This is a genomic window from Pseudomonas sp. OV226 (assembly GCF_003148705.1).
In the GTDB taxonomy this organism is placed as follows: Bacteria; Pseudomonadota; Gammaproteobacteria; order Pseudomonadales; family Pseudomonadaceae; genus Aquipseudomonas.
In genome coordinates, this window is record NZ_QGGS01000002.1 from 53,215 (window position 1) to 78,520 (window position 25,306).

Genomic DNA, 25,306 nt, shown 5'->3' on the forward strand with positions numbered 1-25,306 from the left:
TAAGGGACGATGAAACGTCTGTTGGCACTATTTGGTTTTTGTTTGTTCACCCAAACGGCACACGCTACGCCGAGCATCAATATCGGCACCGTCTACGACTATCTGGACGGCGATAAAAGTACCTACCTGAAGCGGGTTTTCAACGGCGGCGACAGCACTGCGTTCGTCAAGGTCAACATTCTTGAAATCCTCTATGACGCCCAGGGCAAATCACAGGAAGTACCGCTCAAGACCCAGGCCGACGGCAGTGCCCGCGACGGCCTGATGGCCAGCCCGGCGCGGCTGATCGTGCCGGCCAATGGCATGCAGGGCACGCGATTGCTGTACATGGGTGAACGGGACAAGGAGCGCTATTTCCGCGTGCGTTTCGTACCGGTGGTGCCGGAGAAAGAAGATGAGTTCGCCGTTTCCAGTGAAGAACGCGATGCCTACAAGAAAACCCTCTCGGCCGGGGTCAACGTCCTGGCCGGTTACGGCGCGGTGTTTTTCGTGCGGCCCAAGCACACGCGCTATGAAAGCGTGATTGAAAACGCGGCGGCTCTTTACCGCATTCGCAACAACGGCAACACGGTGGTGGTGATCGACGAGTTCAAGGACTGCTCGGTAAAAAACGAACAGGACTGCCAGCCGACGACCAAGCATCACATCCTCGCCGGCCGGACGTTTCAGTTTGAAAAACAGGCTGGTCGCGAGTACCGCTTCACCTTGGTTGAAGGTGAAAGCAGCAAAAAACTGGACGTAAAGGGTTGAGCCCGGGTGATGACTATGTTGAAAAAAATACTCCCCGTGCTCATCGGTGCATGGGTTTCGAGCACGGCGTTTGCCGCCAGGGAGTCCCACCATTTCGATGTGTTCGTGAGCATTCCAACGTTGGCGTTCTATGTGATTCCGTCTGACCCTGGCTGGATTCATCGTGAGCAGCAACTGCCATGGAACCTGACGGCATCGACACTGGGTGGTTTGCGCAAGTTTTTCGACGTGAAGAACGAAGCAGGCTCGATCGAGGCCCGGCTCGAAGGCCGACCCTATCTATCCAATGGCACCGAAGCCCATGACATCGGCTTACGCGTGCTGTTCAACGGCACATTGTTGAACGACGCGGAAAACAGCGAGGTGGTGTCCATGGCCGACGCCATTGCGGGCAAACGGGTGGTGCTGGAAATCGTCCCGGTGCCGCCGGCCGACGGGGTTTACAAGCCCGGCAATTATTTTGGCAACGTCAACATGATTTTCAATGCGGTCATGCCCGGTGGCTGAGTGATAGAAAATGAAAACGAAAAACACCGTAAGAGTTCCGAGCCTTATTGTTTGGGCAATTGCGACGCTTGGATGGGGGATCGAGCCGGTGATGAGTGCGTCCATGGATATCAGCGCGGTGTTTCGGCCTGATCCTTCGAGACCCATGGATAACAAGTTCATCAATCAAACGCCTGTTACCGGACATTGCCAGCTTCAACCGGAATTTTGCAAAGAGAAGGGGCTGTTTTCTCTACTGGCGCCCATTGATTTTGTGTCCGTCGCGCCCATCGAAGCGCGGCACTCAGATTCGCGTAAAGGTGCATTTTTTCGAGTGCCAGGTCAGTGGCAAGTGCTGCGTGTCAGGAACGCCGTGACTAATGAGTATTCCGAACTGGAAGTGCGCATAGCGTCGATTGGTGGCCGCTACATCCTTCCGGATACCGCTGAAAACCTTGTGGGTGAAGGCGAGCCCACCAGCGTTCAGGGGTGGCACACACGCTTATGGGGCGACTGGACATGGTATCCACCCGCTCCCTGCCAGCCGACGGGAGGTATGTACACCGCACCGGCCAATCGAACTTTTTTCTGGATGACACCGCTTGCGAGTGAATGCGCGGCAACCGCCAATTATCGTATTTCGAACTTGAGTTACGACAAGATGCAGATCGGCTATGAACTGCGTACGCCTAATCCTTTGGGCATGTCGTCCGGCCTGTATACCGGCGACTGGACGTATACCGTCGGTCCCGGAATGGATTTCGATATGGGTGACATCATGATGCCCAGCAGTTCAACCCTGACATTGAACTTCACGCTGGACGTCCAGCACACCCTCAAGGTTGACGTGCCGCCGGGCGGCAATCGCGTTGAACTGGTGCCCCAGGGGGGGTGGCAGTCCTGGTTGACGCAAGGGCGCAAACCGACGCGGCTGTTTCGCGACCAGACGTTCAATATTTCCGCCAGTTCGCGCTTCAAGATGCAGATGGAATGCCAGTACAGCCACGAGGGCCGCACGTGTGCAGTGCTGGAGCCGATTTCCGGACACTCCGTGCCGCTGAACGTCAGTGTCAGCCTGCCCCATGGGTTGACGGACGCCGATGGGCAAGCGGTGGATCGTCGCCCTCTGAGGCTCGACGGCAGCGGTACAACGTTGTTCCAGCCAGGATTTTACGTAGACCGCAAACCCGGAACACTGCACTTCGAAATCCCCGCCACGCAAGTGGGCGAAATGATTCATCCGGGTCAGGCACGGCAGTACTCAGGCAGTGTGACCGTGATCTGGGATTCGGACATTTAGACGCGCCATCACCCGATGCTGGTGCAAGTGATTTGTGGAGAAGAGACGATGGATGATTCAGCCCGGCAAGGACACCGGACGATAAAACGTGGCGTATGGACAGGGTTACTGGTTGTCGTTTTTTCTGTCCCGGCAGTGGCGGAAGTACACGATATCCGCGCGACATTCCAGCCGGATTCGGCGAACCCGCAAAAAAATCAATTCACTAATCAAACACCTTCCGAGGGATTTTGCGCTCAAGTTCCACAGGCCTGCGCGCCCTTGAAACTGTTCAGCCTTATCGCCCGCATTCCATATACGGCCAATGCGCCAATCCTCGCCAATCATACGGACCCTCGCCAGGGCGGCATGGCCCGGGTGCCGTCCGACTGGCGCGATGTGTCCGTGACACACAGTTCGGGGGACGTCACAACGCTGCAGGTGCGGATTGCCGCGATTGGTCATGAATCGTTGCTACCGAGGTCCATTTCCGAATTGACGGGTGGCGGGACCTGGGACGATTTATGGGAAGGCGGGCGCTGGTTGTACGCGCCTGCACCCTGCGTAGGAGTGGGGTGGGGCACCGTCGGCAACTTTGGCTATAACAGCTTCTGGGTCGTCCCCGTCGGGGCGGGTGTTTGTAGCAAAAAGGCGAAGTTCGACATTCCTTTGTCCTTTCGTTATCAGTACATCGTTTTCGGGTACGAATTGCGTACGCCCGATCCGCTGAAAATGGCGTCGGGCGATTACACCGGCGTTATTTCCTACACGGTTGGCCCGGGCCAGGATTTCGACATGGGCGATGTCATGATTCCCAGTGACTCCGTGTTGACCCTTAACTTTTCCCTTGAGGTCAGCCATACCCTGAAAGTCGATGTACCGCCTGGGGGGAACCGCGTCGAACTGGTTCCCGAGGGCGGCTGGCAGTCCTGGTTGACGAAAGGGCGCAAACCGACTCGGCTGTTCCGGGACCAGACGTTCAATATTTCCGCCAGTTCGCGCTTCAAAATGAAGATGGAATGCCAGTACAGCCACGATGGCCGCACGTGTGGAGTGGTGGAACCGGTTTCCGGACACGCCGTGCCGCTGAACGTCAGTGTCAGCCTGCCCCATGGGTTGACGGACGCAGCCGGGCAAGCAGTGGATCGCCGGCCGCTACGGATCGATGGCAGCGGTACGGCGTTATTCCAACCGGGGTTTTATGTGGACCGCAAACCGGGAACGCTGCACTTCGAAATCCCCGCCGCGGAAGTTGGCGAAATGATTCATCCGGGTCAGGCGCGGCAGTACTCAGGCAGTGTGGCGGTGATCTGGGATTCGGATGTTTAGATACTCGCGTTATACGCGGTGACAGGGAGTGTATGAAACATGAATAGGGCAACGACGGCGAGCCGCTTGAGTACGCTGGCTCTGGCAGGCGCGTTCGCTGCGTCGGCAAGCGCGGCAACCGTGGATATGACGGCGGTATTCCGGCCAGATCCGGCAAACCCCATGCAAAATTCTTTCGAAAACAAAACACCTCAAGGAGGGTATTGCGGGGATCACCCGGAGTATTGTGACAACGGCGTGTTCAGCATCGCCCTGCCCATTCGCTTCAGGTCGGTCGCACCTATCCAGGCGTTGCATGATGAACGCCAGGGCCCGATGTTTCGTGTGCCTTCATATTGGAAGGACATCACGGTTCTCCATGAAGAGACCGGAGAAGCCGAGACGGTCAGAATGCGGGTCAACGGTATCGGTGCGGCCTACACGAACAACGCCCCGCTTCCCGAAGCTGTTTGGCAAAGTGCGTGGGTTTACGCGCCTGCCCCCTGCCAATATGGTGGCGTTGGCTATGGTAACGCCCTGTATTACGCGTTCTTCTGGAGAGTACCGGCCGATGCAGGTGTGTGCGCCAAGCAGGCACAGAAGACAATTGCCGAGACCCTTTCGTTTGCTTATGAGAACACCGGGTTTTCCTATGAGCTAATCACGCCCAACCCGCTCAAGATGACGGCGGGTATCTACCGGGGCATATCGAGTTACACCGTCGGGCCGTACCGGGATTTCGACATGGGTGATCTCATGTTGCCTGACGATGATCTGATCACCCTCAATTTCACGCTGCTGGTCGAACACACGTTGAAAGTCGAGATTCCACCGGGCGGCAATCGCGTCGAACTGGTTCCGCAGGGGGGCTGGCAGGCCTGGCTGACTCAGGGGCGTAAGCCTGTGCGGCTGTTCCGTGACCAGACGTTTAACCTGTCGGCATCCAGCCGTTTCAAGATGAACCTGGAATGCCAGTACGTCAGCGGCAATACCTGCGCGTTGCGGGAACCGGCATCGGGGCACACGGTGGCGCTCGATGTCGGCGTGACCTTGCCCAACGGCCTGACCGACGGGACGGGACAGCCGGTCAATCGTCGTCCACTGTTGCTCAACGGCAGTGGCACCGATCTTTTCCAGCCTGGCTTTTATCTGGATCGCAAGCCCGGCACCCTTCACTTTGAAGTGGGCTCGGAGGACGTGCAGGAAATGCTCAATCCGAGAACTGCCCGTAACTATTGGGGCCAGGTCACGGTCATTTGGGATTCAGAGGTGGGGTGATTGAATCCTGAGGCCCAAGGACCTCAGGACACTCAGGGTCCTGCTCGTTTACAGCCCGGCCTTGTTCAACGCCTCGCGAGTCAGGCGCCGGCTCAATTCCTTCTCCCGATAACCGATATCATTGAGCAATCGGTCATAGGTGGCATCGGGCATGACGCCTTCGTTCAACAGCTCGCTTTGTGCCACGGGAATTTGCTGCGCGAGGTCGAGCAGTGTTTTTCTGAGCACTCTGCGCTGCGCATCGGGGTGGCCAATGGAGCGTGCCCAGTTCCGTTGAGCCGTGCGCAGTTGTTCCAGCAGGTCGGACTTGGTCGCATAAAAACGAGTGTTTCGGCTGTAAGCGTCCGAATAAGTCGCCCTCAGGTATTTGTCCCAGAACGGTTGCTCGATCATCGCGTTCACCAGCCCGTCTCCTTGCTCCAGTGAAATGACCGTGTCAAAAGCCTGTTCGAGCATGGCCTCGTCGACGCCGGCCGTGGGCCGGTAAAGCATGGTCCGGGATTGCCACGGCAAACCCAGGCGTTGGGCGAGCCCGGTTTCATAGGCGAGGAAGACCTCGACTTCATCCGGGGTGCCGGCACGGCTACGAAAATCGGCGCGGGCCACGTCGTCCACGTGTTCCAGGCGAGCGGCACCTTTGGCCAAGGTCACCAAGCGGTTTTCCAGCATCGTGGTCGATGTCGACAGGGCGTTCGCTTCGCTGGCAAGCACCTTGATCCCCATGTTGTTGAACACCTGAGCCCCTGCATCGGCGCAGGTGGTGGGCGCGGTCGCGATCTCGAACAGTTCCTGGCGAAGTTCGCTGTCCAGATCCATGGCCTCGATCATGCGCCAGACTCGGTTGCTGAGTTGTTGGCGCATCTCCCCACCGGCCCGATAGTCGCCGGACAGCGTCTGGCGCTGGATAATCTCGAAGAAGCCTTCTGCGCCAGGCTCGCCCATTAGCGCGTGCCAGGCTTCTTCTCTGAAGGTGCCCAGCCCGCCGGTCTTGTTCCACCAACGGCTGTCGTCGGACATCGGCCATTGATCGATGGCGCGCTCGGCAGCGGGTGAGTAAGTCTGGTAGGGGTTGCGCCCCACGGACCGTCGATAGTCGTGATAGGCAATACGGTTCGCCTCCGACAGATCCCGTACGTTGAGCCGGGTACGCGCCACCAGCAGTGCGTCGTCGGAGCCGGGTACGACGTCCGGTATCTGTGCCAGCGGGTTGTCCCTCAAGTCGAGGAAAAAACCTCGCGGCCGTTTTTTATTAAACAAGCCCTCGGGCCAGGCCTTCACCCCCGTGTGGCTCAAACTCAGGATGCCCAGTTTCGGCATGCGCCCCACGTCCGGCAGCAGGCCCAGTTGCGGGTTGTCATCAAGGCGCAGGGTTTCCAGGCGGGTGAGGTTGCTCAATTGTTCGACTGCTGCGGGTGTCAGCCTGATCTGGTTGTCGGTCAGACGCAGCGAGCGCATCAGGTGCATTTTGCCGACGCCATCCGGCAACCGGGTCAGCCGGCAGCCTCTGGCGCTCAGCTGTGAAACCCGTGGAAAGTCTCGCAGCAGTCCATCGGCGGAGGCAGAAAACCCCGTGTGATCCAGGTTCAGGCTGCTGACCTGATCGAGGTAGTACTTGAGGTCGGGCCGTTTTTTCCACCACAGCTCAAGGTTGTATTGACTGAACTCTGTCGACAGATCGAGTGCGTAGCCTGCATCAAGGGTGGTGCTGCGCTCACCGAAGACGGTCGACTTCCTTTCGAAACATTTGATGAGGCGTTCGCTAATGTGCAGACCACCCTTGTCCCTGAAAGAATTTGCGCCGGGTCCCCAGCCTTCCGGTTGCTGATAGCGCCATTGATTCAGCAGCACGCGCAGATTGTCCAGGTCGCGTTCCAGGCGATCAAGCGTCGCCAGTGCCTCGTCAATCGGCCCCAGTGACCTGACGAAGCGGGTGGTCTCCCGCTCGCTAAAATGAGGGTACAAATCCTGCACCCGTTCCAACGGGGTCGTGCCGGCCCGGGACAGGGCGGGGCCGCGCAGCAGCAACTGGGTCTGCGGGGCGGCGCTGGGCAAGATCGGCGGTTCGAGCAACGCGGTGCGTCGTTCGCCGGGCGCCTCGGTTTTGGCTTTTACCCATTGTTTGAACATCCGCCCCTGGCCCGTGCGGTAACCCAATCGGGCTCGTGCCTGTGCCGGCAGTGCCCGGAGCACGGCGTCATAGAAGTTCTCGAACGGCACGGGGCTGGAGCCGCCGCTGACAGCGTAGCGTGCGAACTCGTCTCGAATCAGCAGCCGAACCGTCTTCGCCTCGTCACTGCCCACACGGCAGCGCAGTGGTCCGTCAGAGGTGCCGTCGCGGATGTCGATGCGCAAATCACCAAAGGTGTCGGCGTGGATCCTGAGCGCGTTCAGCACCAGGCGTTCGGTATCGGCTGTCAGCTGTGCGTCATCGAACAACCCGGCGTAGGCATGGCTGGCGCGTGCTTCGAAGGCCGCCTCGCGGGCCTCGCTTTTCAGCGTCAATGGCAAACTTCGCTCGGTGTCCATTCGTTGCACATCGATGCGGCTGGCGCCGGCCAGCAGTTTGTCGGCAGCGCTGACGGGCAGGTCTGGAAAGTGGCGCGTCAGCAGGCGAAGACGAGGGTTGTCGACGGTTTGGCTGGCCTGGTACTGCAGGTTGAAAATCTCCACCTCCAGTTTGCGGGCTTCATCGGCCAACAGGTTGCGCAGGGTTTGCAGGCGCTCAGCGGCGGGCAGTGGGTGGCCGAACAGGTTGTTGAGTTCCGCTTCGTCAAGAAACGCAAGAAGGCTGTGCGCAAACTTGCCGCTCAGCACGTGAGCCACGCTGGTGGAAAGGGTTTGCCCAGGGCCGGCGTCGGGGTTGCCATACTGGCGAAAGCTGCCGCTCAAGTCGGCGTCCTGGTACACCTTCAATGCCTTGTCCACAGGCCAGCCCTCCAGGTACGTTGGCAGCGGCTCGAACCAATAGGACGTGGCGGAAAGCGGTTGGCCGGTCCGGATCTTTGCAATGGCGTGGGCCACGTCCCGGCCAATTCTGAAGCGTTGCAGGCTATCGCTCAGCAATGGCGGGGGCGGGGCATTGTCGACATGCATCCGGCGCAGGGCGTTGTCCTGGGTACCACTGATGCTGCGGATTTGCTCGAGTTGCGCATCGCTCAGGTCCGCCACGCTGTGCCCCAGACGACGCATCAAGGTCGAGCCTTCCCACTCGCGCGGATTCTCGGCTTCATGGCTCCAGGCGCCGACGCCGTTGTGTTTCAGCGCGGGTTGATAAGCGTCGGTGCGGCTCGGATGCTTGACGCGCCAGGTGCCCGTGCGTGGGTCCTGCTGCACGGCGTAGTGCTTGTTCTCCAGCGCCAGGATGCGTTGACCGTCGAGGGCGTGCAGACCTTGTTCGTCGGGGATTGAGTCGGCAGGCAACTTGAGGTTCGGTTGTTCGTACGGTGTGAGGTCGGGGTGCCACAGATACTGTCGGCCATCGGGCAATTGCACCGGTTTCATGCCTTCGACCAAGGGCGACAGTTTCAATCGTACAAGCTGGCCAATCTGTGCGCCGGCGGCAAAAGCCGCGAGCTGGATGACGTCCGTGACCACCCCGACGATATGCTCGGCGGCTTCGGTAAACTGCCCTTCGGCAAGGTCCACAATGGACGTGATGACCTCGCTTGTGAGCTGGTACGCCGTATACACCATCATCAGTTCACCCAGGCCCGGCACGAACGGCGTGACGATCATCAGGGCCACGTTGAAAATGTCCGAAACGACTTTCTTGAAGTTGTCCCACCAGGCCCAGCGCGCGTTGCTGTCTGCGTCGGCGGTAGAGACAGCAATGTGCCGGGCGTCATTGAGGATCTTGTTAAGTTTTCGCTGGTAGAGACGGGGCCAGAAATCACCGGTGACCGGTGTGACGTCAATACGCAGATTGGGAGTGGATATGGGCTCCTCTCGCCACGTCGGACGCTGATCGAACGGCCCTTTTTTATGGATCTGCGTCTCGAACAGACGGGCCTGGAGGCCGGCAAAAAAATGCCCTCGCTGTGGCTGATCGACAAACTGGCTGAAGTACTGGCGATAGGTCATTTGCGACGACTCGATGAAGGCGTTGTCACGCAACTGGCGAGTCAGTTCATTCATGAAGTCGGTGACCGAGGCGTATTCCTTGAGCGGATGCTCGGGGTCATGGGGAACGTACGCAATGATCCTTGAGACATCGCTCGCCTGTTCCAGATCAGGCGATATCAGCACGATGCCGGTCAATGGCGTGTCCATGAGGGCCATCTCGGCGAATTGCACAATCTTGCCTTTGAGGGTGAGATTGCGCTGGCCATCGAGCATCGCAAGCACTAGATCACGGGTATCGGCGACGATGTCGCCAGTCATCACCGCCAGGTGTGTCGCGGCGATGAACGCGGCTTTCTGGTTGTCGAGCACTTTGTGTTTCAGGTACGTCTTGGCGAGCGCATCGTCCGGCAACAAAGTGCTTTCAAGGTGCTTGGTGTACCGCGCGCCAATGTCCAGTTCGCGGCACAGGGTCTGGAATTGGGCAATGGACATTTTGCGTTTGATCGGCTTGATATCGAACAGCCCTCGCTCGTCGGGCTGGGTGATGAAATCGGAGGCCGCTTCGCAGGTTTCGTGTCGGGCGAAGTTATGCAAGGCGGCGTCCAGTAGCGAAACATTGCGAACGACAACGCCCCCCGATAGGTTGATGGCATACCAGGGACGCTCTTTGGGTAAATAAAGATGTAAGTAAGTTGTTCTTGTGTTGTCGTTGATCCCGTACTGCTCTTTTAAGGCGGCGCTTAATAAGGGTTCGGCAAATGTATAAATATCCTGTAACTCATCAAGCATTAAGTCCACTTTGTTTTGTGATGCCCAAAGTTTCAGGCTGGCCGCTTTCAATAAAGAATGACTGGACGGTGAAGCGGCGGTTGTCCAGTGCCCGCGGTCTGTGCGGGCAGCGCTTAGCGTCTTGATCCTCTGGGGTGAAACTTCTTTGAGCGGGGCAGGGATTCGACTTGTTATAAAGTCATAATGGCGGCCTTTGTTATTGGCAGTACGTCCTTGTGGGTCAGTCATTGTTTTAATAAACCTTAAACGTTGAAAGAAGGCTCCAGCCTACCCTCCAACGTTAAAAGTAAAAGTCTGAATTACTGCTGTTAAGTCAGTGTGCGTACTTGCGCATCATTAATTTTATCGATGTCGAAAATATTTAATTACCACCCTCGTCAATCAACGCCGTGCCACCTCGACAGGCAGGCACCCGGTGTTACTTCCCGGTTGCAGGTAGGGCATCAGAATCGGCGCCATGCCCTTGAGCACTTGCACCGGCAGTGCTGAAGTGAACGTGAACGTTTCGGCCGAGCGACCCGGCACGAAAGCGGTGAGGGTGCCGAAATGGTTGTCGCCGATGTAGAACACGAAGGTCGCCGTGCGATTGAGGGATTTGGAGCTCAGCACCCGGCCGCCGGAACCAATGGCCGCAATGCGGTTGTCACCCGTCCCGGTCTTGCCGCCCATGGCCAGGGGTTTGCCATTGGGTAATGTGAAACTGCCGGACACACGTTTTGCCGTACCGGCATCCACCACTTGCGACAAGGCTTCGCGCATGGCCGTGGCGACTTCGGATGGCATCACCCGTTTGCCCACGACCGGGTCGTTGATCAACTTGGTTTCATACGGGGTGTTGGCCGCGAAATGCAGCGTGTCGATGCGCAGTGTCGGCATGCGCACGCCATCGTTGAGGATGGTCCCGATCAACTCGCCCAGCGCCGCCGGACGGTCGCCAGAGCTACCGATGGCGGTGGCCAGCGACGGCACCAGATGATCGAAGGGGTAGCCGACTTTCTGCCAGCGCTGGTGAATGTCCAGGAAGGCTTCGATCTCGAGCATGGTGCGGATGCGGCTGTCGCGGGCGCCCTTGTGCTTGCTTTTGAACAGCCAGCTATAGACTTCCTGACGTTCGAACTGACTGGCCTTGACGATCTGGCCCCACTTGGCGTCGGGGTTGTTCAGCAGGTAGCCCATCAACCACATGTCCAGCGGGTGGACCTTGGCGATGAAGCCCTGGTCCGGCAGGTCGTAGGCGCCGGGACCATAGCTTTCGTAGAGCCGTTGCAGGCGTTCGTCGGTGAGTTTTTCAGTGAGCTTGGCACCTTTGAGATGCGTGCGAACGAAGGTGTTGAAGCTTTCCTGACTGGCTTGCGGCAGCATATAACGATGGACCGCCGCCAGACGGATCGGTGTCGGGCGCATGCTGTCGAGGAAGGTGTCGAGCCGTGCCTGGGTGTCCTTGTTTTTGTATTTCTTCCAGAATTTCAGCAGGAACGAGGTGCCTTCGCGGTCGGCGAAATCGGCCAGGTATTCCTGACGGCGAGGGTCGCGGTCGTCCTTGAGCAGTTCTGCGCTGTTGTTGGGGCCCGAATACGTGGCGTAGCGCACCAGGTCGCGCATTAACCGAATGAACGGCAGGTTGATCGATTCACGCAGCGCATCGCGCAGGGTAGGGATGCGGCCGTTGTCTTCCTTGCGAAAGTTATGGAACACGTGCAACCCGCCACCGGTGAAAAACGCTTCGCCGGGGCTGGCCGAGTATTTGCGATCCAGCGCCGCACCCAGCATGGCCGGCAGATTGCGATCTTGATTCTCGATCAGGTAATCGACGGCCCAACGACTCAGTCGGTCCTGATCGGGGACATCGACTTTTTTCAGCTCTGGAATGGTCATCCCGGCATATTTGTCGTGCAGTTCGGAGATGATTTGCAGGTAGGTGGTGAGCACGCGCATTTTTGCAGTGGAACCCAGTTCCAGCTTGCTGCCTTCGTTGATGTCGAACGGCTGGTCGGTGCTGTCGGTCTGGATGCGTACGCGCGCGCCGTCCGGCGTCAGTTCAAACAGGGTGAAGCTGTAGCGCACCTGGGTGGTGCTGGTGGGGGTGAGCAGGCGTTCGCCCATCAAGCCGATCTGCGCCGCAAATACCGGGTCGGCCAGGTGCTTGAGGTACTCGGTGGCCTGGGATTGCAGCTGGCCTTGCAAGGTACTGGTGGCAGACAGATCAAGGCGATCGAGGTCGTACAGTGGACGATTGAGCAAGCCGCCCAAGCGACTGCGCGCCACGCTGATGCCTTTGTTGGTTTCAATGGGCTGAATGGTCGGCTGGGTTTGCCAGTCGCGATAAGTGACCTTGCTGGCCAATGCCGCAGCGGCAAACGGCCCATCGATCACGCCATTTTGTGCCAGCAGTCGGATGTGGCTGTCAGTGAGATCGACCAGTTCATCACGGCCCTTGGTCAGGTAGTGGGAAGGCCGGCGCTGGGCAATCATCAACGAGAGCATTTCACGCAGGGCCAGGCCTTTGGCGGCCATCGTTTTTGGATCGGTGGCTGGGCTGGCCAGGGTTTCGTTGGCCTTGTCGAAGTCGGCGCCGTACCAGACGCGCAACCCTTCGGCCATGCCATGCACTTCACCGTGACCGGGCACGGCGGACAGCGGCACGCTGTTGAGGTAGTCGCGGACCACATTTTTCCGGGCATCGAGGGTTTCCGGGCCGGCCTGATAGGCGCGCACGGTGGCGGAAATCATCTGCCGGATCTTTTCCGCACCTGACACCGTCAGGCCATCGGGTGAATGCCGATACTTCTCAAGCTGTGTCGCCAGGGTACTGCCGCCCGCCGATTGACCCGGCAGGTGAATCAATTTGGCTACCTGCGACCACGCCGCCATGCCGAAGCGCGGCCAGTCCACGGCGGGGTTGGCCAAGGGTTGCTTGGGGTCGAGCAGGAAACGGTTCTCGATGAACAACAGGCTGTTGATCACCACCGGCGGGATCGATTCAAAGCTTGAATAAAGCTGCTGCGGATACTTGAACTGGTACAGCGGCAACGCGCGGCAATCGGTGATCGACAGCCCGGCCTGGATTTTTTCCGAATAGGGCACGAACAGGCCCTTGTCGCTGTAGTCCATCAACTTTTTGGAAAAACGGGTCTGCGCCGAGATCACGTAGTCGCGCTTGAGCAACCGGGGCAGGAACTCATTCAGAGAGCTATAGCCCAGACGCAAATCAAAAGGCCCGGCGCCAGGATAACGAATCGCATCGCTAGGGCCTGGTTCCAGGGTGTAACTCAGGGACGCAGCGAATTTGCTGACTTCCCGCGCCTGAAATTTCGACGTGCGCATTTCCTTGGCAGCGGCCAGGCCCACGACGATCAGAATGATCAGCAACAACAACCAAAACGCCTTCCAGCCGTGTTTGACACGACTGGTACGGGGTTTTTCAGGTAAAGGCGCTTCATCCACTCGTTCAGTCGGGACCACAGTTTTACTCGTATCGGTTTGCCACAAAGCGCCCATAGCCGATTGATCCATTCACGCAGATTGATCTGACTTGTCTGAAGCTTAGACGGTGGTTGGCAAAGGTGAAAAAATTGTGGACAAGGTTATCGCCTATTTTTTTGTATCCACACAAATCCCTGTAGCAGCTGCCGAAGGCTGCGTTCGACTGCGCAGCAGTCGCCAATCCTGCAATTTCAATTTGTCTGGAAAGCCGCGGTGTCTGTTTTACGACTGCTACGCAGTCGAACGCAGCCTTCGGCAGCTGCTACCAGGGGGCGGTGGTGTTGTGGCTGAAGAGGCTTGATCTAGAGCTGTTCAGCAGTAAATAAGGTTTAGGCAAGTGCATGACGATGCACCAATGCTGTGCAATACTCGCCGCCGTTTCAGGGGCGAGTGTAATCGCCTTTAGCCAGTTAATACCTCTCTATAAATCGCTATTTTGCCGAGACTTATGGCTGCATATTGTGATTTATAGAGTGAAAAAACCTGATCGATGCTTTTTATACTGCACGTCCCGCTGATCCTCGAGGTTTTGTCCTACAGGACGGTCCTGCTCACGAAGTAGACCGGTTTCAGGCAAGCAATGGCTTATCGGTCAGCGCTTCGACACTCAGTGGCTAAATCCAATAACAAGACGAGGATGTCCCCTATGCCTGTCGGCAATCACCTGCCCAACGGCGAGACCGCTCAAGGCGGCCCGCTTAAACGCGAACTCGGCGAACGGCATATTCGCTTGATGGCACTCGGTGCCTGTATCGGCGTCGGCCTGTTCCTGGGGTCGGCCAAGGCCATCGAAATGGCCGGTCCCGCCATCATGCTGTCCTACATCATTGGCGGTCTGGCGATCCTGGTGATCATGCGTGCCCTGGGCGAAATGGCCGTGCACAACCCGGTCGCCGGCTCGTTCAGCCGTTATGCCCAAGACTATCTCGGCCCCTTGGCGGGCTTCCTTACCGGCTGGAACTATTGGTTCTTGTGGCTGGTGACCTGCGTCGCGGAAATCACAGCGGTGGCGGTGTACATGGGGGTCTGGTTCCCCGATGTGCCGCGCTGGATCTGGGCGCTGTCGGCGTTGATCAGCATGGGCACCATCAACCTGATCGCGGTCAAGGCCTTCGGTGAGTTCGAGTTCTGGTTCGCCCTGATCAAGATCGTCACCATCATTGCCATGGTGGTCGGTGGTATCGGCATCATCGCTTTCGGGTTCGGCAACGATGGCGTCGCGCTGGGGATTTCCAATCTCTGGGCCCACGGCGGTTTCATGCCCAATGGCGTGCAAGGCGTGTTGATGTCGCTGCAGATGGTCATGTTCGCCTACCTGGGCGTCGAGATGATCGGCCTGACCGCCGGTGAAGCCAAGAACCCGCGCAAGACCATCCCGGATGCCATTGGCTCGGTGTTCTGGCGGATTCTGCTGTTCTACGTCGGCGCGCTGTTCGTGATCCTGTCGATCTACCCATGGAACGAAATCGGCACCCAGGGCAGTCCGTTTGTGATGACGTTCGAGCGCCTGGGCATCAAGACCGCCGCCGGTATCATCAATTTCGTGGTGATCACCGCTGCGCTGTCGTCCTGTAACGGCGGCATTTTCAGCACCGGGCGCATGCTCTACAGCCTGGCGCAGAATGGCCAGGCCCCGGCCGGTTTCGCCAAGACGTCGAGCAACGGCGTACCTCGCCGCGCCTTGCTGTTATCGATGGGCGCGTTGCTGTTGGGCGTGTTGCTCAACTACGTGGCGCCGGAGAAGGTCTTCGTCTGGGTCACCGCGATTGCCACCTTCGGCGCGATCTGGACCTGGGTGATGATCCTGTTGGCTCAGCTCAAGTTCCGCAAAGGCCTGAGCGCCAGCGAGTGTGCCGGCCTCACGTACAAGATGTGGCTGTACCCGGTCAGTTCGTACCTGGCGCTGGCGTTCCTGGTGTTGGTGGTCGGCCTGATGGCCTACTTCCCGGACACCCGCGTGGCACTGTATGTCGGCCCTGCGTTCCTGGTGCTGCTGACGGTGTTGTTCTATGTGTTCAAGCTGCAACCGACCCAGGCAACGCAAGGTGCGGTGCGTTCGGCGTCGTAAGGCGTAACGCTTGAAATGCAAAAGCCCCGGTCAATTGACCGGGGCTTTTTCGTTTCAGGCTGCCGCGACGTGCAGTGAGCGGTTCAGGCGCTTATTGAATTCCAGCCAGACCCCCAACAACCCCATCAACCCCGCCCCGACCAGTGCGGTGAAGATTTGCATGGCAAACGCGTCGTCGGTCATGGCGTTGACCATATCCGCCAGCGGCGCCAGCAACACGCCGAGGCAGAACACTTCCAGCGAATAGCGCCCCATGCGACAGCATTGCTGTGCCAGCCAGTTTTGTGTCCAGCCCGTGTCTGGCAGCAGTTTCGCCGTGACATAGGCCAGTGCCAGAAAGTGCAGTAATCGCACCGGCGACAGGTCGGTCTTGCTGATCGGGTACAGCCAGTTGCTCAACAGGGTTGGCATCACCGCGTCGTGGATATGCGGCCAGCGCCAGGAAACGGTGATCACCCCGGCAAACACTACGTAAATGGCTGCACAGACAAATAACGGCTGGCGCGACAGCGCACGCGTCTCGGGCAGTCGTGACCTTTGCCCGTGAATCGCCGCCGCACCACCGAGCACAAACAGCAGTTGCCAGGTGACCGGGTTGAAATACCACACGCCGTCCTTGATCGCGGCCAGGTTCCAGCCGAATGACGGCGCCAACAGGTAAACAGTCAACGACACCGCCACCACTGCCGACGCCTTGCGTACCAGCAACGGCAGCACCAGGGGCAACCCGGCCAGTAGCACGATGTACAGCGGCAACGGGTCCATCAGGTTCGGTTTGAAGCGCAGCAGCAACTCATCGGTCAACGCTTGTTGAGGGTTGGAGATGAAGTGGTGCAGGCCCATTTCCTCGACCAGATCGCGGGTTTCCACATGGCTGTTGGCGAAGAACACGATGCCCATCAGCATCGCCAGCAGGAAAATATGCACCACATACAACACCCAGGCGCGGCGCAGGATTTTCACACAGGCAATCAGGTAACCGTCACGCGCAAGGATCTTGCCGTAGGCCAGCACCGCTGCGTAGCCTGCCAGAAATACAAAGATTTCCGCGGCATCGCTGAAGCCTACGTTGCGCAAGGTGATTTGACCCAAGGGGTTGTGGGGCACGTGATCCCAGAAAATGAAGATCAGTGCCAGGCCACGGAAAAAGTCGATTCGGTGATCGCGTTCAGTCGTCATGGCTGCGGGCTCTTGAACGGGTGTTGAAGGGGGCGGGCGGCGCCACTAGGTCGTGCGCCGCACATCGGCGGCGCGCAGGGTGCAGGCATTCGTCGGCAATTGCAAAGTGTGGGTATTACGAGATGTCTCAACCGCCTGTCTAAAAGCCCGGCAGCGGTGCGATCTCTGGTTATCGTCGGGTTCAAAGCTTTAGTGGTTGTAGGCGGAATTCCCTTGAGGCGCCGACATGAGCATCAGCGATTGGCTCGACAAAGAACGTGGAGGCCGTCAGGTCTGGTTGCTGTTTGTGCTTGCGACGCTGCTGTATGTCCTGCCGTTTATCCTCGCGGATTTCCCCTACATCGATGACAACTGGCGTGGCCTGGCCGCCGGCATGGGCTGGTCGCAGGAGGGCCGTCTCTTCGCACAATGGTTCTACAACCTGCTGAGCTTCAGCGATGCCGCACCCAATATCTTCCCGTTGCCGCTTTTGATCGCCACCCTGGCCATGAGTGCGGCCCTGACCCGTCTGACGTTCCATTACTTTCCCGTACCGACGGTTGCTCATTGCCTGGTCGTTCTGCCGCTTTGGTACAACCCGTTTTTCCTGCAAAACCTGTCGTACCAATACGACGGTCCGACCATGGCGCTGAGTGTGGTGGCGGTGATCTACGCGATCACGTTTCAAAGCCCCTCGCGCGTCCAGCGATTGATCGTTCCGGCCGTGCTGATTGCATTGGCCATCGGCCTTTATCAGGCCAGCATCAATGTGTTTCTCGGGCTCTGTTGCCTGGAGCTGCTGCGCGGGGTAACCGAGCGATTATCGTGGCCGGCGTGGTGCCGATTGCTCGGCTGGAAAGTCGCGCAGGTGCTGTTGGCCGGATTGATCTACGGCGCCACGGCTTTTGCTTACATGAGTCAAAACCGCACCGCGATATTGAAGGGGGCGGCGGCACCGCTGCTGCAAGTTGAAATCAATGCGGGCCGGGTGCTGGAAAAAATCGTGCTGTTGTTTCATGGCGGTTTTACCTGGGTGTTCGCCGCGCTGTTGCTGTGCGCCATCGCCGGAGGTGTGTGCGTGGGGCAGGGTGTGCTGGCGCGGCAGGACACGGGGCTGCACAAGGCGCTGATAGGGTTGACGTGTCTGATGATGCTGCCGGTCCTGATGTTACTGGTGCCCGGTGCTTCATTGTTTTTTCGAGACTTCAATGAAGGCGCCCGAACCTTGATGGGTTTTGGCGTCGTGCTGGTGGTGCTGTTCTACCTGAGTCATCGGGCGCTGGCGTCGTGGCATGGAAAACTGCCACTGCTGTTGCTCATCCCGCTGCTGGCGATGCTCTCGCTGTCCTTCGCCTACGGGCGCGTGCTGACCCTGCAAAAAACCTTCGCGACCAACGCGTTGTATGCCCTGAGTGCCGACATTGCCTCGCGCCCCGCATTGCGCGATGCCAAGCGCATTTACCTGTCGGTGAGTTATTCGGATCACTGGTTGGTGGCCGCTGCCGGGTCGTTCAAACAGATGCCGGTTTTGCATTATTTGCTTAACACCGACTTTTACATGCTCGCGGAAAACCTGCCGAAAACCGGCATCACCAACGTGGTCAGGGAAAAGGAACGGCGCAATGCGACACGAGTCGGTTACCAGGGGTATCCGCCGCTGGTGGACAGCCAGTTCTATCGCATTTATCTGCTGGGGGATTACGGCTTTATCGTCATGAAAGAGCCGGTGCCCGTGAAAACGCTTCAGTGGTGAATGAAGCCATTGGGCATGACCGTTAATCAGGAATACCGCGGTACCTGCTATTTCTGACAGTAGACGCACACCCGCCCTGACATTAGGTTGAAGCACTTCTGAAACCGAGAGCGGACCACGGAATGGACATGAAAGCTGTATGGAAAGAATTCTCCACCTATGCGGTAGTTGGCGTGGCCAATACGCTGATTCATTGGCAGCTGTTTTACATCCTCACCACCGCCGCCGAATGGAGTCAGGCCGCCAGCAACGTTACGGCGTTCTGTGTCGCGGCAACGTTCTCCTTTTATGTGCACGCGCTGTACACATTTGAAGCCGGAGCGTCGGTACGTCGTTATCTGTCGTATGTCTGCTGCATGGGCGTAGCGAGTTTTGTGGTCGGGCACTATGCCGATGTCTGGAAACTCCACGGCTTGGTAACCGTCGCATCGTTCTCGCTGTTGAGTCTGTTCTGCGGGTTTTTCTTTTCGCGATTTATCTTGTTCCGCGAGCGCGAAGCATGATGGTTTCGCGCTGCTCTGGGGAGGTCGCAGCGCTGTATGTGGTGGTGGCGATCGCGTTATTCGCGAGACTTCACGCCATCACCACGCCGGCCGTCTGGTGTGAAATCTTCGACCGGCGCCTCCTGTGGCTGTTTTCAACCGATGTTTATGCCGCAACTTCCTCATTCGGCTCAAAACTGTCCGCCCGCGCCATCTGCCACATCCGCGAGTAAAACTCGCCATTCACTTCACCGGTGAGTAACTCGCCAGGCTTCAAGAACACATGCAACTGCGAGAACAATTTGATCTCGGTCGCCGACATGCGCCGCACCAAGTGTTTGGCTGACAGTTGTGAAGGGTGATCGAGGCCCGCCGCCGCGAGCATTTCAGCCAGGGCCTTGAGCGTGTTGCGGTGGAAGTTGAACACGCGCTGGGCTTTGTCCGGAACGACGAGGGCGCGTTGACGCAAGGTGTCCTGGGTGGCGACGCCGGTCGGGCATTTGTTGGTGTGGCAGCTTTGCGACTGGATGCAGCCGATGGCGAACATGAAGCCGCGTGCCGAGTTGGCCCAGTCGGCGCCGATGGCCAGCACGCTGGCGATGTCAAAGGCGCTGACGATCTTGCCGCTGGCCCCCAGTTTGATTTTGTCCCGCAGGTTCAGGCCCACCAGCGTGTTGTGCACGAACAGCAGGCCTTCGCGCATCGGCACGCCGATGTGGTCGGTGAACTCCACTGGCGCAGCACCGGTGCCCCCTTCCTTGCCGTCGACGACGATGAAGTCCGGGAGGATGCCGGTTTCCAGCATGGCCTTGGCGATGCCCATGAATTCCCACGGGTGGCCGAGGCAGAACTTGAAACCCACCGGTTTGCCGCCTGACAACTCACGCAGTTGCTGGATGAAATGCATCAGTTCAATCGGTGTGGAAAACGCACTGTGCCGCGACGGCGAGATGCAGTCTTCGCCCATCAGGATGCCGCGGGTTTCGGCGATTTCCTGGGTGACTTTGTGCTTGGGCAGAATCCCGCCGTGGCCGGGCTTGGCGCCCTGGCTCATCTTGATTTCGATCATGCGCACTTGCGGCGTTTGTGCCTGGGCGGCGAAGCGTTCCGGGTCGAAACGACCGTCGGCGGTGCGGCAGCCGAAGTAGCCGCTGCCGAGCTCCCAGGTCAGGTCGCCGCCGTTTTCGCGGTGGTACGCGCTGATGCTGCCTTCGCCCGTGTCATGGGCGAAGTTACCGAGTTTGGCGCCCTGGTTCAGCGCGCGAATCGCGTTGGCGCTGAGCGAGCCGAAACTCATCGCCGAGATGTTGAACACCGAGGCCGAGTACGGCTGGGTGCACTGCGGACCGCCGACCATCACCCGAAAACCGCCAGGATCACTCAACGGCGCTGGGCGCATCGAGTGGCCGATGAATTCGAAGCCCGATTGGTACACATCGATCAGCGTGCCGAAGGGTTTGTCGGCGCTTTCATTTTTGGCCCGCGAATAGACCAGCGAACGTTGGGCACGGGAGAAGGGCAGGGCGTCGCTGTCGGATTCGAGCAGGTACTGGCGGATTTCCGGGCGAATGCCTTCCACCAGATAACGAATGTTGCCCAGGATCGGGTAGTTGCGGCGTACCGCGTGAGGGCTTTGCAGCAGATCGAACAGGCCGATCAGGCTGAGTACGCCGGTGACGGCGGTGATCGGCCAGAGCCAGTCGTATTGCAAGAAGGGCAGGCTGGCGAGGGTGAAGATCACGCAAGCGGCAAAGAAGGCGTAGCGGCTCAGGAGTGACAGGCTCATACGGTTTCCTTGGGTTCGGACTCGGTTGTGGCCACAGAGATCCCTGTAGGAGCCGAGCTTGCTCGCGATGACGTCGTGTCAGACAACGGAATTTTTGACCGGAAGACCGCCATCGCGAGCACGCTTTGCTCCTACAGGGTTGCGGTGTGTCAGGCGTTTTGGGCCTGGAGAAAAATCGAAAACAGCTCGGACTGGGACTTGATTCCCAGCTTGCTGTACATGTGTTTCTTATGGACTTTCACGGTTTCGACGGAGATTTCCAGCTTACGGGCGATTTCTTTGCTGGAGCAACCGCTGAGCATCAAACGCCCGACGTCGAGCTCGCGCGCGGTCAGTTGCGCGCCTTTGAGCTGCTGCACCGACGCTTCCAGTTGCACGCGCCAGTCAGGTTGCGGTGGCGACGGCGCAAGGGCCACGACCTCGTTGATTTCGTAGGGCAGGCGCTGACGCAACAGGCCCAGCACCCACGGCTGGATCAGCGACAGCAAGGCGATCTGCTGGCCGCTGAAGCGCTGCTTGCTGCCCAGTGACAGGCACAACGTGCGGTCGCCTTCGAGCTGGCAATTGAACTGGATTTCATCGGCGACCACATTCAGACGAAAGTAGCGCTGGTAATACTCGGTCAGCTCAAAGTGCTCCGGCGCCACTTCCGACAAGCGATAGAGACCGGTGCGCGATTGCTCGCGGCAGGCGATGTAGAACGGGTCGAGCAGGTACAAACCGCGCAGGTAATCCTGAAACAACTGGTCAGGGCTGCCGTCCTCGCCAGGGCATTCGGCGAATACTTGCGGGTGCTGGTCGGCGCTGAAAAGCAGGGCCACCCAGCTGTCGAAGGTCACGTACTGATCCAGCAACCGCACCAGCTGCGTCCAGAAATTAGGCTTGTCCAGCGCGTCGATCAGTTGCCCGACCGAGCGATGCCACGCGATGTCGTCCAGCGAAAGTGTCATGCCTCTACCCCTATCGGGTTACCCCAGCGGCGTGATTCCCCGGCCGGTGGCTTGCTGCGCATACTGGCGCACAGTCACCGACCGGGCAATCTTTCTGCCGCCCGGCGTACTCCAGAACAAGGAATACCCATGAAAGTCGAACTCGCCCAGTTGGCGGGCCGTGACAACGGCACAGCGTATAACCTCGAACGCGCCTTGGCGGCGATTGCAGCCTGCGCCGCCGACACACAACTGATTGTCTTCCCGGAAACCCACCTGATGGGCTTCCCGACCGCCGACACCGTGGCCCGCACCGCTGAACCGCTGAACGGCCCGACCGTCAATGCCGTGCTGACCGCTGCCCGCGAACGCAACATCGCCGTGGTGATCGGCATGGCCGAGAACGACAACGGCCGGTTCTACAACACCACACTGCTGATTACCCCCGAAGGCATCGCGTTGAAATACCGCAAGACGCATTTGTGGGCCTCGGATCGCGGTGTGTTCGAACCGGGCGACCGTTACGCCACGTGCGAGTGGAACGGTGTGCGGGTCGGCCTGCTGATTTGCTACGACATCGAATTCCCGGAAACCGCCCGCGCCCTCGCGCAACTGGGCGCCGAACTGCTGATCGTCACCAACGGCAACATGGACCCCTACGGCTCGACGCACCGCACCGCGATCATGGCCCGCGCCCAGGAAAACCAGGCGTTTGCGCTGATGGTCAACCGGGTGGAAGCGGGCGATGACGGGTTGATGTTCGCGGGCGGCAGTGCGCTGGTGGATCCGCTGGGCACGCTGTTGTTCGAGGCCGGACGGGATGAAGGCCGGTTTACGGTTGAGCTGGATTTCAACCGGTTGGACGCGGCACGCAAGGACTACCGGTATCTGGACGATCAGCGGTTGAAACTGCCGGGGGAGATGGTTGAGCACGCTTCCGGGATTCGGGAGCTGCTGATTCCTAAAAACTGACCACCGATCGTTCCCACGCTCTGCGTGGGAATGAATCAACGGACGCTCTGCGTCCGCTTTTGGGACGCGGAGCGTCCCCGGCTGCATTCCCACGCAGAGCGTGGGAACGATCACTCGGCTCTGCCATAAATCTAATAAATTCGGAGTAGTCGCTCATGGCTCGTTTGCAACGCACCCTTTCATTGGGGTCGGTGGTGCTGTTTGGCATTGCCTACATGACGCCGATCATTGTGCTCGGCACCTTTGGCATCCTCGCTCAATCCACCGCAGGCATGGTGCCGGCCGCGTACCTGGCGGCCTTGGTGGCGATGTTCTTCACCGCCATGAGCTACGGCCGAATGGCCTCGGCGTTCCCTGTCGCGGGCTCGGCTTATAGCTACGTACGCAAAGCCATCAGCCCCAAGCTCGGTTTCATCGCCGGTTGGGCGGTGTTGCTCGATTACCTGTTCCTGCCAATGGCGATCTGGCTGATCGGCGCCGCCTACCTCAACTCTGCCTTCCCCGCAGTGCCGCAATGGCTGTGGGTGTTGGCGTTCATCGGCATCACCAGCGCGATCAACATCGTCGGCCTGAAACTGGCCAACGGCGTCAACGCCTTGCTGATGCTGGTGCAGGCGCTGGTACTGATCGCCTTTGTTGCGCTGTGCATCCATTACGTGGGGGGCGATGCAAGCACACCGTTGTGGTCGATCAAACCGTTCTTCAACGGCGACATGCAAATGCCGCTGATCATGAGCGGCGCAGCCATCGCCTGTTACTCGTTCCTGGGCTTCGACGCGGTCAGCACCCTGACCGAAGAAACCCGCGACCCGCGCCGCACCATCCCTCGGGCAATCATGCTGATTACCCTGGTCGGCGGGCTGATCTTCGTCAGCGTCTCGTACTTCGTGCAGATCGCGCATCCCTCGTTCCAGTTCGACAACGTTGACTCGGCCGCCTACGAGATTGCCCGCAACATCGGCGGCGACCTGTTTGTGTCGATCTTCCTGATCGGCCTGATCGTCGGCCAGTTCGCCTCGGGCCTTTCGGCACAGGCCAGTGGCTCGCGTCTGTTGTTCGCCATGGGCCGTGACGGTGTGCTGCCAAAATCGTTCTTTGGCACCTTGCACGAACGATTCGGCACCCCGGTCAACAGCATCCTGTTGTGCGCGGTCGTTGCTTTGCTGGCGCTGAAACTGGACGTCACCACCTCGACCTCGTTCATCAACTTCGGCGCGTTCCTCGCCTTCAGCCTGGTCAACCTGTCGGTGATTTTTCACTACTGGATCGGCGGCGAGAAAAAAGGCCCGCGTGAGCTGGTGCTGTTCCTGGTGTTCCCGTTCATCGGTCTGGTGGCGGACTTGTGGCTGATGGTCAGCCTCGACCACCTGGCGATTTACCTGGGCCTGAGCTGGCTGGCGATTGGCGTGGTGTACCTGGCGGTGCTGACCGGCGGTTTCCGTCGCCAGCCACCGGAGATGGATTTCCAGGAAGCTACATAAGCAATCGGCTTGCAGTACAGAACCCTGTGGGAGCGAGCTCGCTCCCACAAAGGTTCGGCAGTGAGTTGCAGATATTTTTCCCCGTGACGAAGCACCGACACTTATGTGAACCTTGCGGCTTTTTCCCAAGGCCAATTCCGATCCATGACCCGTCCATCCGCTGATACGCCACGCATCATCCGCATCGCCGCCGCCCTGTTGATCGGCCCCGACGGCCGCACATTGCTGGTGCGCAAGCGCGGCACCCAGGCCTTTATGCAACCGGGCGGCAAGATCGAAGCCCATGAGCAGCCGGTTCACGCCTTGGCCCGCGAGCTGGAAGAAGAGCTGGGGTTAGTCATCGATCCGTCGCACGCCAGCTACCTCGGGAAATTCTCGGCACCGGCCGCCAACGAGCCGGGTTTTGTCGTAGAGGCCGAACTTTTTCGGCTGGCCATCGAGGAGGACGTCACCCCCGCCGCCGAAATCGAAGAAGTGATCTGGATTGACCCGACCACCGACGGTGATATCACGCTGGCGCCATTGACACGCGACCTGATCCTGCCGTTTTATCGAGCTTCGCTGACCGAACCTGCCTGATCAATTACGGACGAAGGACTGCCCATGATCCCGCTTCAAGATTTGCTGATTTTCGCCGCCGCCGCATTGCTGATGGTGCTGACACCGGGGCCGAACATGATCTACCTGATTTCCCGTTCAATCTGCCAGGGGCGCAAGGCGGGCGTGACGTCATTGTTGGGCGTGGTCGCGGGGTTCTTTGTCCACTTGTTCGCCGCCGCGGCCGGTTTGACCGCGGTGTTCCTGGCCGTGCCGATGGCCTACGAAGTCTTGAAATGGGCCGGGGCGTTGTACCTGGTGTGGCTGGCCTGGCAGGCGGTCAAACCCGGCGCGCGTTCACCGTTCGAGGCGCAGCAGTTGCCGCCGGACTCGTCACGCAAACTGGTCACCATGGGTTTTCTCACCAGCGCGTTGAACCCCAAGATTGCGGTGTTTTACCTGTCGGTGTTTCCACAGTTCATCAACCCTGAACACGGCTCGGTGTTCAGCCAAAGCCTTATCCTTGGCCTGACGCAGATCAGTGTCAGCTTCTGCGTCAATCTACTGATCGCGTTGTTCGCGGCCGGCATCGCCTCGTGGTTCGTCAACAACCCGACCTGGCTGGCGGTGCAGCGTTATTTCATGAGTTTTGTGTTGGCGACGCTGGCGGTGCGGCTGATGCTTGAGCAACGCAGGACGGTTTGA

The 25,306-nt window shown here is 59.0% G+C and carries 17 protein-coding genes; 12 read left to right on the forward strand and 5 right to left on the reverse strand.

All coding sequences use genetic code 11. The features are described 5' to 3' along the window. The first annotated feature begins 9 nt into the window (after positions 1 to 9). From C7534_RS03335 to C7534_RS03355, 5 genes are all read left to right on the forward strand, one after another. On the forward strand, positions 10 to 750 hold the full coding sequence (locus C7534_RS03335; RefSeq protein WP_109785000.1) for a pilus assembly protein: 741 nt from the start codon (positions 10 to 12) through the stop codon (positions 748 to 750). A 9-nt stretch (positions 751 to 759) separates the two neighbouring features. Then, complete coding sequence (locus tag C7534_RS03340) at positions 760 to 1,257, forward strand: CS1 type fimbrial major subunit (RefSeq protein ID WP_371916699.1); 498 nt, start codon at positions 760 to 762, stop codon at positions 1,255 to 1,257. Positions 1,258 to 1,609: 352 nt separating this feature from the next. Further along, on the forward strand, positions 1,610 to 2,536 hold the full coding sequence (locus tag C7534_RS03345; RefSeq protein WP_256594747.1) for a hypothetical protein: 927 nt from the start codon (positions 1,610 to 1,612) through the stop codon (positions 2,534 to 2,536). A gap of 48 nt (positions 2,537 to 2,584) precedes the next feature. Continuing rightward, positions 2,585 to 3,844 carry a hypothetical protein gene (locus C7534_RS03350; RefSeq protein ID WP_109785002.1) on the forward strand — a complete coding sequence of 420 codons (1,260 nt, stop codon included), beginning with the start codon at positions 2,585 to 2,587 and terminating at the stop codon, positions 3,842 to 3,844. A gap of 39 nt (positions 3,845 to 3,883) precedes the next feature. Further along, positions 3,884 to 5,101, forward strand: a complete 1,218-nt coding sequence (locus tag C7534_RS03355) for a hypothetical protein (protein ID WP_109785003.1) — start codon at positions 3,884 to 3,886, stop codon at positions 5,099 to 5,101. Positions 5,102 to 5,149: 48 nt separating this feature from the next. Here the strand turns inward: C7534_RS03355 and C7534_RS03360 are convergent, their stop codons facing one another. Beyond that, positions 5,150 to 10,180 carry an NEL-type E3 ubiquitin ligase domain-containing protein gene (locus C7534_RS03360; protein WP_109785004.1) on the reverse strand — a complete coding sequence of 1,677 codons (5,031 nt, stop codon included), beginning with the start codon at positions 10,178 to 10,180 and terminating at the stop codon, positions 5,150 to 5,152. Positions 10,181 to 10,333: 153 nt separating this feature from the next. Next, positions 10,334 to 13,450, reverse strand: a complete 3,117-nt coding sequence (locus C7534_RS03365; RefSeq protein ID WP_046026579.1) for a transglycosylase domain-containing protein — start codon at positions 13,448 to 13,450, stop codon at positions 10,334 to 10,336. 631 nt (positions 13,451 to 14,081) lie between these two features. Between C7534_RS03365 and C7534_RS03370 the strand changes: the two genes are divergently transcribed. After that, the gene (locus tag C7534_RS03370) at positions 14,082 to 15,503 is read left to right on the forward strand and encodes an amino acid permease (protein ID WP_109785005.1); all 1,422 of its coding nucleotides are present in this window, start codon (positions 14,082 to 14,084) and stop codon (positions 15,501 to 15,503) included. Positions 15,504 to 15,557: 54 nt separating this feature from the next. On the opposite strand, the gene C7534_RS03375 is transcribed toward C7534_RS03370, so the two are convergent. After that, on the reverse strand, positions 15,558 to 16,682 hold the full coding sequence (locus C7534_RS03375) for an OpgC family protein (RefSeq protein ID WP_109785006.1): 1,125 nt from the start codon (positions 16,680 to 16,682) through the stop codon (positions 15,558 to 15,560). Between the two features lie 226 nt (positions 16,683 to 16,908). On the opposite strand from C7534_RS03375, the gene C7534_RS03380 reads away from it, so the two are divergent. After that, positions 16,909 to 18,414, forward strand: a complete 1,506-nt coding sequence (locus tag C7534_RS03380) for a glucosyltransferase domain-containing protein (protein WP_109785007.1) — start codon at positions 16,909 to 16,911, stop codon at positions 18,412 to 18,414. A 128-nt stretch (positions 18,415 to 18,542) separates the two neighbouring features. Next, on the forward strand, positions 18,543 to 18,917 hold the full coding sequence (locus C7534_RS03385) for a GtrA family protein (RefSeq protein WP_109785008.1): 375 nt from the start codon (positions 18,543 to 18,545) through the stop codon (positions 18,915 to 18,917). A gap of 145 nt (positions 18,918 to 19,062) precedes the next feature. Here C7534_RS03385 and C7534_RS03390 read toward each other — a convergent pair whose 3' ends face one another. Both C7534_RS03390 and C7534_RS03395 read right to left on the reverse strand, forming a co-directional pair. Continuing rightward, positions 19,063 to 20,682 carry an FMN-binding glutamate synthase family protein gene (locus tag C7534_RS03390; protein WP_109785009.1) on the reverse strand — a complete coding sequence of 540 codons (1,620 nt, stop codon included), beginning with the start codon at positions 20,680 to 20,682 and terminating at the stop codon, positions 19,063 to 19,065. 149 nt (positions 20,683 to 20,831) lie between these two features. Then, positions 20,832 to 21,632, reverse strand: a complete 801-nt coding sequence (locus C7534_RS03395) for a helix-turn-helix transcriptional regulator (RefSeq protein ID WP_027922800.1) — start codon at positions 21,630 to 21,632, stop codon at positions 20,832 to 20,834. A 129-nt stretch (positions 21,633 to 21,761) separates the two neighbouring features. On the opposite strand from C7534_RS03395, the gene C7534_RS03400 reads away from it, so the two are divergent. The 4 genes from C7534_RS03400 to C7534_RS03415 all read left to right on the forward strand — a co-directional run bounded on the left by C7534_RS03400 (position 21,762) and on the right by C7534_RS03415 (position 25,306). After that, positions 21,762 to 22,583 carry a carbon-nitrogen hydrolase family protein gene (locus C7534_RS03400; protein ID WP_109785010.1) on the forward strand — a complete coding sequence of 274 codons (822 nt, stop codon included), beginning with the start codon at positions 21,762 to 21,764 and terminating at the stop codon, positions 22,581 to 22,583. Positions 22,584 to 22,738: 155 nt separating this feature from the next. Beyond that, complete coding sequence (locus C7534_RS03405; RefSeq protein ID WP_077431334.1) at positions 22,739 to 24,064, forward strand: APC family permease; 1,326 nt, start codon at positions 22,739 to 22,741, stop codon at positions 24,062 to 24,064. A gap of 144 nt (positions 24,065 to 24,208) precedes the next feature. Then, positions 24,209 to 24,643, forward strand: coding sequence for an NUDIX hydrolase (locus C7534_RS03410; protein WP_077431335.1), 435 nt, complete (start codon positions 24,209 to 24,211; stop codon positions 24,641 to 24,643). A gap of 24 nt (positions 24,644 to 24,667) precedes the next feature. Next, positions 24,668 to 25,306 (forward strand): LysE family translocator, encoded by a 639-nt coding sequence (locus C7534_RS03415; RefSeq protein ID WP_046026567.1) that lies wholly within the window; start codon positions 24,668 to 24,670, stop codon positions 25,304 to 25,306.

Bases quoted from the DNA above. Each gene is read 5' to 3' on its own strand.
- C7534_RS03360 (WP_109785004.1), bottom strand. From the start codon at position 10,180: ATGACTGACCCACAAGGACGTACTGCCAATAACAAAGGCCGCCATTAT.
- C7534_RS03375 (WP_109785006.1), bottom strand. From the start codon at position 16,682: ATGACGACTGAACGCGATCACCGAATCGACTTTTTCCGTGGCCTGGCA.
- C7534_RS03405 (WP_077431334.1), top strand. From the start codon at position 22,739: ATGGCTCGTTTGCAACGCACCCTTTCATTGGGGTCGGTGGTGCTGTTT.
- C7534_RS03390 (WP_109785009.1), bottom strand. From the start codon at position 20,682: ATGAGCCTGTCACTCCTGAGCCGCTACGCCTTCTTTGCCGCTTGCGTG.
- C7534_RS03335 (WP_109785000.1), top strand. From the start codon at position 10: ATGAAACGTCTGTTGGCACTATTTGGTTTTTGTTTGTTCACCCAAACG.
- C7534_RS03365 (WP_046026579.1), bottom strand. From the start codon at position 13,450: ATGGGCGCTTTGTGGCAAACCGATACGAGTAAAACTGTGGTCCCGACT.
- C7534_RS03395 (WP_027922800.1), bottom strand. From the start codon at position 21,632: ATGACACTTTCGCTGGACGACATCGCGTGGCATCGCTCGGTCGGGCAA.
- C7534_RS03350 (WP_109785002.1), top strand. From the start codon at position 2,585: ATGGATGATTCAGCCCGGCAAGGACACCGGACGATAAAACGTGGCGTA.
- C7534_RS03400 (WP_109785010.1), top strand. From the start codon at position 21,762: ATGAAAGTCGAACTCGCCCAGTTGGCGGGCCGTGACAACGGCACAGCG.
- C7534_RS03370 (WP_109785005.1), top strand. From the start codon at position 14,082: ATGCCTGTCGGCAATCACCTGCCCAACGGCGAGACCGCTCAAGGCGGC.
- C7534_RS03415 (WP_046026567.1), top strand. From the start codon at position 24,668: ATGATCCCGCTTCAAGATTTGCTGATTTTCGCCGCCGCCGCATTGCTG.
- C7534_RS03385 (WP_109785008.1), top strand. From the start codon at position 18,543: ATGAAAGCTGTATGGAAAGAATTCTCCACCTATGCGGTAGTTGGCGTG.
- C7534_RS03380 (WP_109785007.1), top strand. From the start codon at position 16,909: ATGAGCATCAGCGATTGGCTCGACAAAGAACGTGGAGGCCGTCAGGTC.
- C7534_RS03340 (WP_371916699.1), top strand. From the start codon at position 760: ATGACTATGTTGAAAAAAATACTCCCCGTGCTCATCGGTGCATGGGTT.
- C7534_RS03355 (WP_109785003.1), top strand. From the start codon at position 3,884: ATGAATAGGGCAACGACGGCGAGCCGCTTGAGTACGCTGGCTCTGGCA.
- C7534_RS03410 (WP_077431335.1), top strand. From the start codon at position 24,209: ATGACCCGTCCATCCGCTGATACGCCACGCATCATCCGCATCGCCGCC.